The 17,035-nt window shown below is 27.5% G+C and carries 8 protein-coding genes and 1 pseudogene; 2 read left to right on the top strand and 7 right to left on the bottom strand.

Going from position 1 to position 17,035, the window contains the following annotated elements:
• Positions 1 to 485: 485 nt before the first annotated feature.
• A complete protein-coding gene (locus Q0K19_RS02600; protein WP_297245071.1) occupies positions 486 to 1,382 on the bottom strand; it encodes a fumarylacetoacetate hydrolase family protein in 897 nt (298 codons plus the stop codon).
• Positions 1,383 to 1,630: 248 nt separating this feature from the next.
• Between Q0K19_RS02600 and hisF the strand changes: the two genes are divergently transcribed.
• A complete protein-coding gene (gene hisF / locus Q0K19_RS02595; RefSeq protein WP_297245070.1) occupies positions 1,631 to 2,386 on the top strand; it encodes an imidazole glycerol phosphate synthase subunit HisF in 756 nt (251 codons plus the stop codon).
• 467 nt (positions 2,387 to 2,853) lie between these two features.
• Here hisF and Q0K19_RS02590 read toward each other — a convergent pair whose 3' ends face one another.
• Positions 2,854 to 4,227, bottom strand: a complete 1,374-nt coding sequence (locus Q0K19_RS02590) for an MATE family efflux transporter (protein WP_297245069.1) — start codon at positions 4,225 to 4,227, stop codon at positions 2,854 to 2,856.
• 645 nt (positions 4,228 to 4,872) lie between these two features.
• Between Q0K19_RS02590 and Q0K19_RS02585 the strand changes: the two genes are divergently transcribed.
• Complete coding sequence (locus tag Q0K19_RS02585) at positions 4,873 to 7,980, top strand: PD-(D/E)XK nuclease family protein (protein WP_297245068.1); 3,108 nt, start codon at positions 4,873 to 4,875, stop codon at positions 7,978 to 7,980.
• A 68-nt stretch (positions 7,981 to 8,048) separates the two neighbouring features.
• Here Q0K19_RS02585 and Q0K19_RS02580 read toward each other — a convergent pair whose 3' ends face one another.
• The 5 genes and pseudogenes from Q0K19_RS02580 to Q0K19_RS02560 form a co-directional block, all read right to left on the bottom strand.
• Entirely contained in the window at positions 8,049 to 10,886 is a 2,838-nt protein-coding gene (locus tag Q0K19_RS02580) for a methyl-accepting chemotaxis protein (RefSeq protein ID WP_297245067.1), read from the bottom strand.
• A gap of 205 nt (positions 10,887 to 11,091) precedes the next feature.
• Positions 11,092 to 13,005: a flagellar hook-associated protein FlgK gene (gene flgK, locus Q0K19_RS02575; RefSeq protein WP_297245066.1), complete on the bottom strand. Its 1,914-nt coding sequence runs from the start codon at positions 13,003 to 13,005 to the stop codon at positions 11,092 to 11,094.
• A gap of 274 nt (positions 13,006 to 13,279) precedes the next feature.
• Positions 13,280 to 14,180, bottom strand: a pseudogene (locus Q0K19_RS02570) (Rpn family recombination-promoting nuclease/putative transposase).
• Between the two features lie 284 nt (positions 14,181 to 14,464).
• Positions 14,465 to 15,010, bottom strand: a complete 546-nt coding sequence (locus Q0K19_RS02565) for a hypothetical protein (RefSeq protein WP_297245065.1) — start codon at positions 15,008 to 15,010, stop codon at positions 14,465 to 14,467.
• Positions 15,011 to 15,196: 186 nt separating this feature from the next.
• The gene (locus Q0K19_RS02560) at positions 15,197 to 17,023 is read right to left on the bottom strand and encodes a methyl-accepting chemotaxis protein (RefSeq protein ID WP_297245064.1); all 1,827 of its coding nucleotides are present in this window, start codon (positions 17,021 to 17,023) and stop codon (positions 15,197 to 15,199) included.
• Positions 17,024 to 17,035 lie beyond the last annotated feature (12 nt).

The raw sequence follows: 17,035 nt of genomic DNA, 5'->3' as shown, positions 1-17,035 counted from the left end.
TACTAAAAATTTTTAAGTTTGTCATTTTTTTATTCAACTTTTTCCCGCCGCAAAAAGTTGCAAAAAATGCAAGTATAAAATTAGTACTAAATCATACTAAAATTATCTTACACGTAAAATAATTTATTACATTTAAGTTCAAATATAACCTTTGTGCCTGCTTCTTGCCGTAGGCGGTCTTCGTGAGGCGGACGTCGTCCAAAAGAAGTTGGGTATGGCACGACTGTGTGCTTCGCAGCAAAGCCCTAGATATAAAAACAAAAATATAAATTTATTTTTGACAAAATATAGTTGTTTAGGTATAAACTCTTAATTTTTTTATTACTAAATTAAAATTTATTAGCTGACCACCCAAGTGTTTTTTTAATTTGTAATGCATATACCGCACGTTAAGTAAAATTTAAAATATATGCTGATTAATGATTATAATTTAAATTATAATATTGAGTCTGCTTACCGTGCGTTTAATACATGTCAATAAAAAATTATTCAACAAAATTTATAAGCTCGCCTATATTTTCTATAGAGCAAATTATTTTATCTCCGCTTTTCATGTACTTAGGAGGATTAAAAGACATTCCTACACCACCCGTAGTTCCTGTAGCTATTATGTCTCCTGCTTCTAAAGTCATACCTTTTGATATATCAGATACTAAATAATTTATATCATGAATCATATATTTGGTATTTGAAGATTGTCTTACTTCATCATTTAAAATGCTTTTTATATCGAGCTTCAAAGGCAATTTAAAATCGTCTTTATGAACGATGCATGGTCCCATAGCAGAGTATGAATCCAAACTTTTTCCTTTATACCACTGTGAATGTTTTTTTTGTATGTCTCTTGATGATATATCATTAAATATGCTGTAGCCGAATATATAATCATTAACTTCTTCAGGCTTTATATCTTTTGCAGTTTTTCCTATGATAACAGCTAATTCAACCTCATAGTCAAGGCATTCATCTAAGTCGAATCTCGATTTTATCTTGTCCCCAAAACCAATTATTTCTATAGCTCTTTTAGAAAAGTATACAGGTGCTTTAACTTCTTTAAAATCTTTCATATCTTTTTTTATTTCCCCTAAATGATCGCTGTAATTAACACCTACACATATAATATCATGAATAGGCTTTCTTATAGGAGATAATATTTTAACATTTTCTATAGAGTATGCTCTTTCAAAATTTTCTTCAGCATATTTTAATTTATTTAGAATATCATTGTTTTCATTTATCATATTTATTAATTGTATCATAGGGTTATTATTGCATTTGAAATCAGATATTATTTCACTAATAGCAATAACTTTATTTCCGTCCTTGCTTAATATACCCACAGACTCAGTATTATTCCATTCAACAAAAGATACGAATTTCATTATATAACTCCGAAAAAATATTTTTATTGATATATTAAACTTCTATATTACAGTATTTTCTAATAAAAAATTAAGATAATTTTTAAAGTTTTTTAATCAATAGTGTTTCATACAATTATAGTAAATTTATAAATGTTTTTCAATATAGAGTAAATAAATAATTTATTTAAGCTATATAATATTCTTTGTGCTTTACGAAATAAAATTTTTACTGTATAATTTTTATAAATTTAATAGGGTGTTTTTATATGATAACAAAGAGAATAATTCCATGTTTAGATGTAAGAGACGGCAGAGTTGTAAAAGGTACTAACTTTGAAGGTTTAAAAGATGTTGATGATCCTGTAGAGCTTGCTAAATATTATAATAATTCTTTAGCTGATGAGCTTGTATTTTATGATATTACGGCTTCTTATGAGGGTAGAAAATTATTTGTAAATGTGCTTGAGAAAGTGGCAAATGAAATATTTATACCTCTTACAGTCGGCGGCGGAATAAACACTATAAAAGATTTTGATATGGTTTTAAAATCTGGAGCTGATAAGGTGAGCGTAAATTCAGGAGCTATAAAGAATCCTGATTTGATAAGAGAGGCAGCTGAAAAATACGGCAATCAATGCGTAGTACTTTCTATAGATATAAAAAGAGTTAATGGAAGATATTCTGTATTTTCTAAAGGCGGAAGAGAGGACACCGGAATCGATGCAATTGAATGGGCTGTAAAAGGCGAGAAGAATGGGGCAGGGGAGCTTGTAATAAATAGTATTGATACAGACGGAGTAAAAAATGGTTTTGATATAGAATTACTTAAAGAAATAGCTAATAATGTTTCTATACCTTTAATTGCTTCAGGCGGAGCTGGAAATATGGAGCATTTCAAAGATGTATTTCAGGTTAAAGGTGTTGATGCTGGTCTTGCTGCTTCAATATTCCACTTTAAAGAAATAGATATAAAAGAATTAAAAGAGTATCTTCAAAAAAATAATGTCAAAGTAAGGATTTAAATTTTTTATATATATTTTAATTTTTATTAACGCACGGTGAATGGATTTTTATTTATTATTTAAATTATAATTCAAAATAAACATATATGAAAAGAATCGTACTGCGTGCGGTGCATAAAGCCATAAATTTAAAAAACACTTGGGTGGGGTGCTAAAAATTCTAATGAGAATAATAAAGAATTAAAAAGTTTGTATTGCGTACAAAAACTATAAGCCTAGAGGGTGGGGAGTGAAAATAAGTTTTAAAACTTAATTACATTTGCCCGCCCTTTATTATTATATGTATTAATTTGTAATTATAATTTTTTTAGATTTATAGTTTTAATTTGTAATTATAACACCCGCCCTAGTGTTGATTATATTTAAAAATTTATTTAACGCACGCTGAATGCATCTTTGTATGTTGTTTAAATTATGATTCATAATCTATTTATATTTTAAATTTATTCTGCGTGCGGTAAAATCAATTATGAATTAATCTCATTTTCTAACATATTTTTCTTTTTTGTTGTTATATAAATATATAGGTACATTCCACCAGATAATAGTATAGAAACAACGTCCGCTATAGGCTGTGACCATATTATCCCATTAATTCCAAAAAATTTTGTACCGAAATATATTGCAGGCACGAATGCTATTCCTTGTCTGCATACAGATAATATCAAAGAAGGCAAAGCTTTTCCTAATGCCTGGAATGTTGATATGAATACAAATTGAAATCCTATAATAGGAGCTACAGAATATGCTGCTATTAAAAATTTAGAACCGTATTCTATAACTTCATCATTCTTTATAAATATTGCTATAAGCTCTTTTGAGAATATAAAAGCAAAAATTAAAAATATTATTCCTGACACAAAGCTGAATAAGCATGAAAGTTTTATTGAAGCATTCATTCTTTTATAATTTTTGGATGCGAAATTATATCCTATAAAAGGCTGTACCCCTTGTCCTAATCCTATGAATACCAAAAGAACAAGCATAAATATTCTTTGCGAAACTCCAAGCCCTGCCACAACATTATCATTATATCTTGAGGCAAAGTTATTTATTAAAATATTTGCTATGCTTATAAGAACATTATTCATAAACACAGGAAAGCCTATTGAAAAGACATTATTTATTATATCTTTTGTTAATGAAAAATCTTTGAATTTTATAGAAAGGAAACTGCTTTTTTTAGCTATATGCCAAATATAATATAATGTTGAAGAGGCATTTCCTATTATAGTTGCAAGGGCAGCACCAGCAACACCCATATTCATATATAGTATCATTATAGGGTCTAATATGATATTGATTATAGTGCCAAGCATCATACCTATCATAGCTTCTTTTGAAGAGCCTTCCGAACGTACAATCTGCCCCAATGACATTTGACAAACTACAAATACAGCTCCAAATGCCACTATAAGTAAATAGTCTTTAGCAAAATTATATGTATTTTGGCTTGCTCCGGATAATTTTAGTATATTATTTAAGAATAATAAAAAAACTATCATACATACAAAGCCTGTAATAACACTAGCAAAAAAAGCAAAAGAAGAAACCTTTTTTGCCTTATCATAATTTCTAGCACCTAAACTTCTAGAGATGTAAGAAGCTCCGCCTATTCCGTATATAGATCCGAATGACATAAGAACCAAATAAATAGGCATAGTCAAAGAAACAGCAGCTACCTGATTAGGATCATTAGTCTGTCCTACAAAAAAAGTATCTACCATATTATAGAATACGTTAACAAGCATTCCTAATATAGTTGGAAGTGCCAATGTTATTAATGCTTTATATACAGGGTAATTTTCAAATATATCTATTTTTTTATCGTTCTGATTCATAATGTTTTCCCAAAAAAGTAGAGAGTATTATATTATATTTGATTCTTATTATCAAGCATTAATCAAGTGAGAATTTAGCTATAAATGTAATGAAATCTTGGGCGGGTGCTATATTTTCTAATAGCGTAGAAAAAGAAAATAAAGTACAAATTTTATATTAATGCCTTGAGGAATAAATGGTGTGATATGTAAATAAAATTTTAACTCTAACTCTTTAGAAATATGCATAAAAAATAACGGTCAATTAATGATGGCATAACTTTTAAATATTTGTATCTCTTTAAAGTAATTAATATATAAGGCTTGAGTCTTTAATTAGATTCGAGCCTTTTGTTTTATAAATTTTATTACATTTGCCCGCCCTCTAGGCTTATTATTTAAATCTGCCATTAAAATTTTTATTTTCTTGTTACTTAATTAGAATTTGTCAGCACCCACCCAAGCGTTATTTAAATTTATTGCATATACAAACGCACGATAAAATAAAATTTTAAATAGATGATAATTTGAAATAATAGTTTAAATGATAAATAAAAATCTGTTCACCGTGCGGTTATGACTATTCAAAAATTAATAAATTCAAAAACTCATTTTGACAAAATATATTCATTCTAGTATAATTAAATAAAAAAAGAGATATCATATATGCAAGAATTATTTTTATTTCCCAATTATAAAGCAAAAAATAATTATCTGAAAACTAATTTCAAAAAATATACTTTGGATATAACTAATTATCAAACACTGCATCAATACTATAAAAGCAGTAAAGAAATGTTTTTTGAAAATTACAAAATAGATAATAATGTTCAGGATATAGATGAATCAATAGCAATAATCAATATTCATAATATATTATTTCAGTATAAAGAAAAAAATAAAGAAGCATTAATATCAAAACAAAATACAACTTATGAATTGGCATATACTTTATATAAACTCATAGAGGAAATAACATTAGCTAAGTTTTACGGATTTAAATTAGAAAAGTATAGTAATCTTAAGGATATAAATGAAATAATAAATCTATATAAAAAGCATAATAATGAAAATAATTTATTAGATGAATTTGATATTTTTGAGCTTTTTATAAAATCCATAGAAAATAAGGAATTAGAATTTTTAAATACTTATGAATCGATAACAATTTATAATTTTGAAAAGATCCCTCCTTTGCATTTGATATTTCTTGAATCTTTAAAAAAGCATTATAATAAAAATATAAAAGTTGTAATGCCTTATGATATGGAAAAACATTTTAATAATTATAAATCATTCTATCAAGGCATTGATAATTTTGAAATAAATGAAACTTCAAATTTTGCTAAGGCTTTGATTGGAGAAAATAAGGATATAAATAAATATAAAGATAAAATAAAGTTTATATCCGGATTCGGTGCTAAACAGGAAGCCGATACTGTTATTGATGAAATAATTAAACTTATAGAAAGCGGAGTTAATCCTTATGATATAGGAATAATATTTTCAGATATTCAATTATACAGCGATATTGTTTCAAGCAGATTAAAAGAATGCCAAATAAAATTCAATGAAAGAAGAGCCAACTTTATATGGAAAGTTCCTATAATACCTGTACTCACTTCAATATTTTTAATATTAGATAAATATAATGGTGAAATAGATGTAGATACTTTAATAAAAATATTATCTTCTGCATATATAAAGCTGGATGGTGTTAATCCTTATAATATAAGAGATTTGATTTATTCTTATGAAGATTTTAACTCTATAGAAATATTTTCAAAAATGTCTTTCAAAGATTTTGAAAATAAAATTTCTAAGAAGTTTGAATATAATGAGGCTTCAAAATCTATAGCGGAATTTTTGGATTTATTAAATAATTTAGTATCAAAGAAAAGCTATAAAGAAATAGGGCTTGCATATATAAATATTTTGAAATTCTTAAATATAGGAAACATAGATAATACAGAAGATACAGATAATATTAATGATAATCAAAATGAATATTTCTATAGAGATAATGAGGCATTAGCTTTATTCATTAATCTTATATTAGAAATAGCATATACAGAAAAACTTGAAAATATTGATAATCAGGATATAAGTCATTTTGATTTTCATGCGGCTTTAAATACAATTTTAAGAGATAAATCCATAGGCGAAGATGAAAATAGAGACATAACTCTTACGGTAAGTAATTTATATGATGCCAGAGGTTTAAAATTAAAACATATATTTATATTAGGAATGAATAATGATTTTATAAATAGAAGACCTAATGCATTTTTTATAAGTGCCAAATTGAGAGATGCAATAAATAAAGAAAATAAAAAAATAGTTTTCAATACTCAAAGCTATTTATCAGATATTCATTATGCTTTATTTTTGAATATATTGTCTTCATGTTATGAGGATAGTAATATTTATTTTTCGTTTAGATTTAAAGATGAAAAAGGAAATTTGGAGATACCATTTTATTATTTAGAAAATCTTTATAGAGAATTATACAATGAAGATTTTAAATTTGAAAGTTTAGAAAAAAACGGACTCATATACAGAAAAGAATATATACAAAGAGAAGATAATATTCATACCGATAAAGAAAATCTTATGAGTTTATTTTTATATAATGATATAGCTTATAAGATTGATAATGCAGAAAATATCATAGATCTTGTTTATCATAAGCAAAATAAAAATATACATCATGACTTTAATAATAATGAAGATATAAAAAATTTCTTTTTGAATATTTTAAAAGAGAAAGTATCCGTTACAACTTTGCAGGCTATAATGGAATGTCCGGCTAAATTCTTCTATTCAAGATTATACTCTAAAGAATCTGTTGAGTCGAAAATACAAGGCATAAATTATATGGATAGGGGAAGTGCATATCATAGATTCTTTCAGAATTTCTATGAGGAAGTTAGAAATCAATATTCAGATGAAGGCTGCCATTTGATAGAAAGCGAATTTAATAATTACTGCAATATAGCAAATCAGGTTATAGATAATCATATAAATAAATTAATTGAGTCTTATTCATCAAGGGATTTGGAGGAGAAGTATTTATTAGAATACAAATTTGATTTAAATGTTATAAGAGAAGAAGCATTAAATGTTATGTCATCTTTCATAAAAAAAGAAATCATAAACAATAAGCTAAAAGAAGAAGATGAAGGAGCTTTTTATATACCCAGATATTTTGAAGAAAAAATAGGCGATGAAAAAGATTTTATAATATATAAAAACAAAGATTTATCTATAAAAATAAGAGGTATAGTTGATAGAATTGATTTAAGTTATTCTGATAAAGAATATAAAAATATAAATGGTGTAAGAATTGTTGATTATAAGTCAAGCTATAAATTAGAAAAGCCTAAAGGCGAAACTCAAAAAGATATTATAAGAGAAACAATCAGAATATATTTACAGCCTATTTTATATTTAAAATACATACTTAGTGAATACATCAAAAAAAATATAGAAGAAAAAATAAAGCATTGCGAAGTAGTGTTTACAGTATATAAAGAAAAAGAAGTTATCAATGAATCTCAGCAAATAAATCAGATGTATAATGATAGAGATATACTTTTATCTATATGCGGATTTATTGACAGCGAATATAATTTGAATGATTATTTCAATGAAGTATTTGATAAAATTTTAGCTGGAGAATTAGTTTATATATCTAATATTACAAATTGTTCAAATTGCTATAATGCTCCTTATTGTGAGAAAGTATATAGAAAAGATGATGATGAAAATTGATAAGATAAAATAATAATAAAAAAAGGAGCTGTAAATAACGGCTCCTTTTTATTTTATAAAAACTTAAATTACCATTTAAGTACGAATTCTGTGTAAATCTCTCCGTCTTTAATAGATTTAGTAATTTCCATAGATGATCTAATATGTGTAAGAGATTCAAGTAAAAGGCTAGCCCAAGCAAGTATAGCAAGCTCAATAACTTCAGGATCCTCATTGAAATTAGTAAGATGAACTACCAATAACTTTTTTCTAGCTTTGATTAACTCTATTCTAGCCGGATCAAATAAATCAGTAAAGATATGTTCAGCGGCATAAGTCAAAGCAAAATGCTTAGGTACAAAGAAAAGTAATGGTCTAATATATTTAGGTATTATTTGCTGATAATGGTATTCTGAAATTTCTTTAATACCTGTATTAGCACCAGCATAGAATAAATCACATACCAATTTATAAGGTTTATGGAATGAAGTCATATAAGGATACCATTCCTTACTTGATATTTCATTTTTAAATATTAAAGAAGATGAAGGCTCCATTGCAGTTACCCATTTCTGATATCCTTCTTCTCCGAATTTTGTTTTTATGAATTCTTTTAATATTATTAATGTAATACCCTTAACTCTTTGAGTAACAGTATCTTTCTTAGTTTTCATATCTCTAATCTTATATTGAGATATTTCTGATTCAAGTTCTGATAGTAATTTGTTATTATCATTTGCAAATTTATTCATAACATTTGCAGAAGTAGAAAGATCATTAGAACTGTCGGAAATATTTATTACACTAGTATGTATAGACTCAGATATAGTTTTGAGTTTATTCATAGTTTTAGATGTGGAAATAGAAATATTATTAAGAGATTCAAGACTATTTCTTATATTTCCAAGTTTATCAGCCATATCAATATACTGTGTTTTAATATGATCACTTGATTGAGAAATTTTAGTGATAGAATCAACTATTTCATTGATAGCTTTCAACTGTTCTACAGAAGATACATGCACTGTATCCATAATCTCTGTAACTTCCTGTACATCTTTTGTAAGTATATCAAACTGTTCTGTAGATTCTGTCAAATCATTAGTAGTTATAATGATTTTTTCTTCGATGTTTTGAAGAACTTTATTAGCATTGTCAGCCTGTTCGTTAGAAACTTCAGACAATTTACGTATTTCTTCAGCAACTACTGCGAAACCTGAACTGTATTTTCCGGCATGTGCAGCCTCAATAGCAGCGTTCATAGCCAAAAGGTTTGTTTGATGTGCGATGTTTCTAATAGAACTTACGAAATTAGAAATGAAGCCCAAAGCATTTCTTAAGTCGCCTGTAGCCATAGAAGTAGCCTGCATCTTCTCTTTACTTTTGACAGAAGCCAATGATAAGTCTTTAGCTTTATTTGTAGCTTTAGAAATAATAGCATCTATATTTTCTATAGTTTTACTCATTTCTTCTACTGAAGCAGCTATTTGCTCTATATTTTCACCTTCTTCAATGATTTTATTTTGAAGTTCTCTAGTATCTTTTTCAACCGAATCAATATTGCTAGTATTTGAAGCTATATACTCCTGCATATTTTGGTTGCTGCTTTCTACTAATTCTACCTGATTCAATTCATCATTAACATTATTTTTAATAACTTCTATATTATTGTTAATACCGTATATTATCTCTAAGTTATCACTGATTTTTTGAGAAAGAGTATCACTTTGTTTTTTAGAAGTTAAAATAGTTCTTTTTACACTTGAAAGCACTGACTGAAGTGAGTTATTTAAAAGTCCTACCCATTTAGTCATCTCTCCTATTTCATCGCTTCCTGAAACTGCAGGTATTTTTACAGTTAAGTCTTTATTATCAACAGAATTACCTATAGCATCAGATATTTTTGTTATAGAACTGAATAATAATTTAATAAAGAATATAATAGTAACTATTGCCATTAAGAATGCTATTATTATAGTATAGAATATAGCATTATTCATATCTTTTATCTGTGCTGTATAGTATGAATTAGGTATAAGCATTACTATATTGATAAGTCCTGAAATATTAGCAACATAAGCCTTGCATAGTGTATTATTTATTTCTATATCATCTGTTTTACTAAATCCGGCAGTTAGATTGGAATTAAACACTTCATAGTATTGAGGGTATAATATATCTAATCTTCCATTTACTATATCAGGATTTTTTGAATTAATGATAGCTGAATTTCTTTTATCAATTACCATTATATCAGCACCTTCTATATTAAGAATATCTTTTATATTCTCTGTAGAATAGTTGAAAAGAACTCCTACATTTGCAATACCTACAATTTTTTCCTCATTTTGAATATCAGGTATTGTGGACGCTATATTAAATGTCATTCCAATATGAGGGCCTTCATTAATCATATAAGGCTTCAATATTTGTCTTCGTAATATACTTTTATATGTTTGTCCATAAGTATTTGTTAGAGCGTCCCACATAGCTTTATTTGTTGTATTTACCTTTGTAAATTCCTTATTGAAAGTGGAGTATTTATAAAGAGTAAAAGGTTCGTTCCCATCACCAATAGCATTAGGGTGAAATAAAACGCTTACAATTCTATTAAAATATAATTGAGATTCATTTACAGTAGCTGATAAGAAATTTTTAAAGTATTCATCTCTATCGTCTGTAGGGAAATTTTTAATATTATCATAAACAACTGAAAGTGTAGTAGAGATTTTTGCAGATTCTTCTCTTGCTGAAAGTATATTATATTCAAATTCTTTTTCTATTAATCTAAATCTATTATCTAAACTTCTTTCTATAACAGTAGAAAAAGTTTCCGTATTTAAAGTATTGCTTAAGAAATTGGTGCTGAAAGCCACCAAAACCATAACTCCAACTATTATTAAAATTATACGAATCTTTATACCCATTTCAAAATGCTCCTGTGTAGTTAATATCGGCATTGGAAGTATATATTTTAAAGAATTAATATCTATAATATATTTAAAACTAATAGCTGTAAAGAGATATCGATAAAAAAAGTATAATATTTTTTATTATACTTTTTACATTTTAAATATAAAAATAGGCGATATCAAAAAATATAGATACCGCCTCAAAAAATCTATATATTACTTACACACCCATTCTGTTTATTACAACATCTAAAAGCTGATCCATAACACTTACAACCCTAGCAGATGCATTATAACCATGCTGATACATAGCCATTTGAGCAACTTCTTCATCTAAGTTAACACCTGATACTGACTGTCTTAATTTTTCAAGATATTCCATAACGACAGTTTGTTTTTCTGTTTCAGCATTAGCTGTTTCTGTTCTTGAAGCTATTTTAGCAAGACTTCCAGTATAGAAATCATTGAATGTAGATTTGCTGTCTACCATTATTTCTTTAGTTTTCAAATTAGCAATAGCCAAAGCATTAGAACCATCACCTATACCATTCCATTTATCATTGAAGCCGTTACCTGTAGTGTCTATACCTTTAGAAGCTGCTATATAATTTACATCGTTTCTTATAATATCATTAACAGCAATAGCGGCAGCAGGGTGTCTGTCAGGTGTAACTGTAAAGTTTCTAAAATCTCCTGCTAATTGGTTAACTTGATCTATTGTTTGCCAATTATAAGCACCAGCGGCACCAGATTGATTTAATACCCCAGTTATTCCTACAAGGAAATCACCTGAATCTTGTATATGCTTAATGAAATATGAAGGCTTCATATAGTCATCAAAGCCTCTTGCTTTAAGAACAAGTCTGTTTTTATCATCTAAATAAGCTGAAACATTAGCTTCGCTTGAGTTTATTTTATCTATCAATTCTCCAACTTTCATTTGAGCAGTATAATCTATGGCAACATCAGCACCTTCTCTTGATTTATTGCCGAATACTAAAGTTCCGCTGCTTCCTATGCTGGCAGTAGAATCTACTGAATTAATACCGCTTACTTTGAACATTATGGTAGAATCTTCCTGTCCGTCATTATTAATATCAAAATTACCTATTACGGAAGGAGTAGTTTTTGTAACTGTGAAGAAATCAACACCTGTCTCCTGATTAAGTCCGAAACCGCTTCTATGAACTTCATTTACACTGTCTGCTAAATTCATAGCGAAAGTATCTAAATCATTAATAGCATCAACAGTATCAACATCTCTAAGTTCTAATAAAGCCTTTAATTCTCCGCCTTCAAACTGAACCTGAACATGATCTTTTTTCCAATAAATATCATACATTCCTTCATTATTGATATTTTTTTCAGCACTTAATTCGCTTACTACATTTCCCTGAACTAAAGCTCTTCCGCCTATATAAATCATAGTTTCATCAGGATCCATAGATTTTATATCAACATTAGCAAGAGAAGAAAGTTCATCAACAAGTAAATCTCTTCTATCTAATAAGTCATTAGGGCTTTGTCCCAATGCCTGTTGTTTTACTATTTCTGTATTTAAATCTTTTATAGAATTAGCTATATCATTGATTCTATTAACTTTATTTTCAACTAAATTATTCAAATTATTACGCATACCGTTCATTTGATTAAACATTTGATTAATAGAATTATTGATTCTATCGGCTCTCTCTACAAGCACCATTCTAGCGCCTCTTTCAGTAGGATTAGCAGCCATTTCCTGCCAAGAATCCCAGAAAGCATCTAAGTCGCTTCTTAAATTTGCATTGCCTGGCTCATTATATATAGCTTCTAATTGCTTTAAATAATCTGATTTTGTTTTCCAATAACCGTCAGTGCCAAGCTCCATCATTATTTTAGAGTCAATGAATTGATCTCTTATTCTCTCTACTGTAGTTATCTCAGCACCTTGTCCTATTTGACCGGCACGTTCAGCTCTATTCAAACTAGGTGCTTCTAAAGGCTTATCGAATGAACGCATTACCACTCTTTGTCTGCTGTATCCTTTAGTGGCAACATTATTTATATTATGACCTGTAACTTCCAAAGCTGTTTTGAAGTTTTGTAATGATCTTTTACCTAATTCTATACCGAAAAATGAGCTTGTTGACATTATTATGCTCCTTAAAAAATAATAATTTTTTATTGTTGCTAGCGATAAACTCGCTAAAACATAGCTGACAACTTCCTTCGTCAGTTATCAGCTGCTCGCTTATCACTTAATTGATATATAATTTTTTATTAGTTAATTAACAACTATAATAAATAATAATTTAATTACTAGTAATTATCGTATTAATAAAAAAAATTATTACATTTTTTTGTTATTGTAACAAACAGGTAACATAATAATAAAATGGTATATATGTTTTATGTTTATATATTTATTAAAGATTCTTTATTTCTTCTATGCTAAGGCCAGTATTTTCACTGATAATATTTATATCTATACCTGAATTTTTTAAATTTTTAGCTATAGCAATCTTTTCAGATTTTTTACCTTTCTCTACACCTTCTTCCATACCTTTTTTTATACCTTCTTTTATACCTTCTTCACGCTCTTTCTTAAGCATAACAGTTTGACCGTATAAAAAAGCATCTCTTGCATTATAAACTTGCATTTCATCTTCGCTTGATGTAAAACGTTCGTATCTATCTATTACTTTTTTCATAATTTTATTTACCTCCTTTAATTTTGATTTTTCATTATTATCTAAATCTTTTGCCGTAAAAAACTCTATCCAAGATAATATTCTTTTTTTCTTCATATCTTCTATATTGGAATTAGATAAAATATTTTTAAATCTTGGAACCTCCAATATATGCATTTGTACCATATCTAAAACAACATTAGGATTTTCTATATCTATTAATTTAAAACATCTATGAGGCTTACCTTCATCATTAAAATCCATATTGAAATTAACGAAATTAATACTTATAACCTCACTAATTATATAGTATGGTTCTTTTTCATCTACTTCACTTACTATATTTCTAGATATATAATAATATATTCTCTTCAAAAAATCTATATTACCTGATAATTGTATTTCTATAATTATTTTTTTATTACTTTTTGTAATGGCTTTAACATCAAGTACGGATTCTTTTAAATTAATATTTTCAGGAAGATTATGAGGATTAATTATATGCAGATTATGAACTTCTTCAAATCCTAAATCTTCAAGTACAGAATTTACTATATTCTCATAGTATATCTTCATTTCCTTCTGATGCTAACAGGTATCTTATAAAATAATCATTCATTCTGTTTATGTTTCTCATTTATTATTCCCCAAAATTATAATATAAGTAGAGATAAGATTAAATTTTAATATTAGTTAAACAAATTCTTTTTATAAAATAAGCCTAAAATAATATATTTTTTAAACATATATTTTGTTTGATGAAATCATTTTCTTAATTGACAGTTTTTTGATAGTGTAATTTTGAATGGCTAAATTATGAATAATATTTTATGAGTTAAAATAAATACATCTAATTACTGAATAATAAAAAATATGCGGACAAAAACATATAATTTCCGCCCGCTTTATAAATAATTTTATTTAGTTCTTAAAATCATTCTTGTCATATTCATCATCTGTAATCTTATAAACATAATCATCTTTATTATATTGTCTCTCTCCTAATCCTATATCTGATATCTCCATTTTAGGAAAGTTCTTCCAATCAGAACCTGCTACTCTCCATTTATAAATTTCAGAAATATAATCATTTGACTCAAGATAGACTCTAAAAAGCTTTTTATCTTCAGATAAAGTTATAAGTGTATATGCATCTACAAGTTTCTTTCCCTCTCGCATTTTTCTTGAATATACAGCATAGTTATTATACATACCTATAAAAATTAAATCACCTTGTAGAACAGGCTCATGGTAACGGCTTGCTATATCTCCATTATCCTTAAAATACCCAGCAGGAAATCCTCTTATAGATCTTAAAGGTACAATAGCTTTTCCTCTAACTGCCTTCAAAAACTCAGCTGCTTCTTTACTATTTTTCTCAACTCCAGGTACTGAAACTTGCTCTTTTGCATTTGCACCGCATGCGGCTATAAAAACAAAAGAAAAAATAATTAAAAGTTTTTTCATTTTTACCTCCTAATTTTTTTTATAAATAAAAAAACTTTTTCAATACTACAATACATATATAATTTGTCAAGTTTTTTAATATACAATACATAAGTATTGTATATTAATTAAATTATAAAAAATAAGCTGCCTTTTTAAAAGACAGCCTATTATTTTTTATTATAATTCTTTATATTTTTAAAAATTTTATACTTTAAAGAAGCTCATAGCATTAACTAATTCTTCAGCCTGATTAAGCAAAGAGCTAGATGATGCAGAAGTATGTTCTACTAATGCGGCATTTTGCTGAGTTACTGCATCCATATCTGTAATAGCTTTATTAACCTGCTGCACCCCCGCCTGCTGTTCTAATGCTGTTGTGCTTATATCGTCCATGAGTTTTGAAGTTACATCTATTTTATCTTGAATATCTTTAAATATCTCTTGTGATTCTCTTGCTGATTCTGTGGCTTTAGTAATTTTCTCATAGGCATTATCTACTAGACTAGTGATATCTTTTACTGATGACTGAGTAGTCTGTGCCAAATTTCTAACTTCAGAAGCTACAACTGCAAAACCTTTACCTTGATCTCCGGCACGAGCTGCTTCCACTGCTGCATTTAAAGCAAGTATATTAGTTTGGAAAGCTATATCTTCTATTATTTTTGTGATGTTTTTTATTTTTGTACTAGCTTCATTAACTTCTTCTATATTTTGAACAGTATCTAAAATTATACTTCCTGCATGCTTAATAGAGGCTTTTGAGTTTATCATCATTTTATTTCCGTCTACTGATTTATTTGTAGATGATACAATAGTTGAAGCCATCTCTTCCATTGATGAAGCTGTTTCCTGCAAACTAGATGCTTGAGTATCTGTTCTTCTTGATAAATCTTCACTGTCTTTTGAAAGAACCCTTGCACTATTAGTTATCTCATCAGCTGAAACTCTAACTTTCATTATAATATCAAGCAGTACATCACGCATATTAAAGAAAGAGTTAGCAAGCATACCTAATTCATCATCTCTATTAATATTCTGATGTTCATAAACCAAATTACCTTGAGATATTTCTTTTGCAAATAATACAAGTGAAATTAATGGTTTTGTTATAGTCTTTATATAAAGAGCAACTACAAAGCATGCTAATATTATAAAGAACGGCCCTGTTGTAGATGTTCTAAAAATTATACCTCTTATATCTTTATAAATTTGACTGTTATAATTTGCAAATATAACAGACCAAGGCATTATACTAATATTTTTATAAACAGCAGAACGTTTATTTTTATCATTTCCAAACACATAAGATTCTATAACACCTTCCGATGTAGTCTTTGTTATATCATAAACTTGAGGTAATGCAGTACCGATTTTGTTATGATCAGATGAAAGCATAATAATACCTTTATCATTTGCTATTGTTATATCGCCGTCAAAGTTAATATTATCTATAAAATCTTTATTAACTTTTCCTAAATCTATATTTATATAAATAATACCTATTAAGTTTCCGGCAGTATTAAATAAGCCTTTACAAAGAATTATAGCCTGAGAATCTTTTGTAGTAACATCAGCATAAGTACCCTTATAATTATTTGCTTTTAATCTTGCAGATAATTCAGGATCGGAATCGAATATAGATGTTCCTTCAAGAGATGCATTATCACTATCAACTATTATTTTTCCATTAACATCTGCAAGTCCCATATTAAGAGCATATCTATTTGCATCATTAAAATCTTTTAATCTATTTATACTTTGCTGTTTGACGTTTATATCATTAGTATAAAGAGTGTTGAATACAGTTGATGATTTAGAATAAGTATCAATAGCGAGCAGCTGTTCATGAAGCACCATATCTACCATAGAAGCATATCCTGAAACTGTAGATTTAAATCCGTTCAATGTTGCTCTTTTTACTGCTCTTGTAGATGATAATACAGAAAGCGTACCCAATATAAGAATTGTAATAAAAATGATAATACTTATAATGAAAGGAACTTTAAAAGATAAACTCTTCATTTTTCTCATACATATAAACCC

The organism is uncultured Brachyspira sp., from assembly GCF_944393015.1.
GTDB lineage: Bacteria > Spirochaetota > Brachyspiria > Brachyspirales > Brachyspiraceae > Brachyspira.
This window is presented reverse-complemented; position numbering and strand designations above follow the sequence as displayed.

Excerpts from the sequence above, each read along its gene's own strand:
- flgK (WP_297245066.1), bottom strand. The coding sequence starts at position 13,005 with ATGTCAACAAGCTCATTTTTCGGTATAGAATTAGGTAAAAGATCATTA.
- Q0K19_RS02580 (WP_297245067.1), bottom strand. The coding sequence starts at position 10,886 with ATGGGTATAAAGATTCGTATAATTTTAATAATAGTTGGAGTTATGGTT.
- Q0K19_RS02585 (WP_297245068.1), top strand. The coding sequence starts at position 4,873 with ATGCAAGAATTATTTTTATTTCCCAATTATAAAGCAAAAAATAATTAT.
- Q0K19_RS02560 (WP_297245064.1), bottom strand. The coding sequence starts at position 17,023 with ATGAGAAAAATGAAGAGTTTATCTTTTAAAGTTCCTTTCATTATAAGT.
- Q0K19_RS02565 (WP_297245065.1), bottom strand. The coding sequence starts at position 15,010 with ATGAAAAAACTTTTAATTATTTTTTCTTTTGTTTTTATAGCCGCATGC.
- hisF (WP_297245070.1), top strand. The coding sequence starts at position 1,631 with ATGATAACAAAGAGAATAATTCCATGTTTAGATGTAAGAGACGGCAGA.
- Q0K19_RS02590 (WP_297245069.1), bottom strand. The coding sequence starts at position 4,227 with ATGAATCAGAACGATAAAAAAATAGATATATTTGAAAATTACCCTGTA.
- Q0K19_RS02600 (WP_297245071.1), bottom strand. The coding sequence starts at position 1,382 with ATGAAATTCGTATCTTTTGTTGAATGGAATAATACTGAGTCTGTGGGT.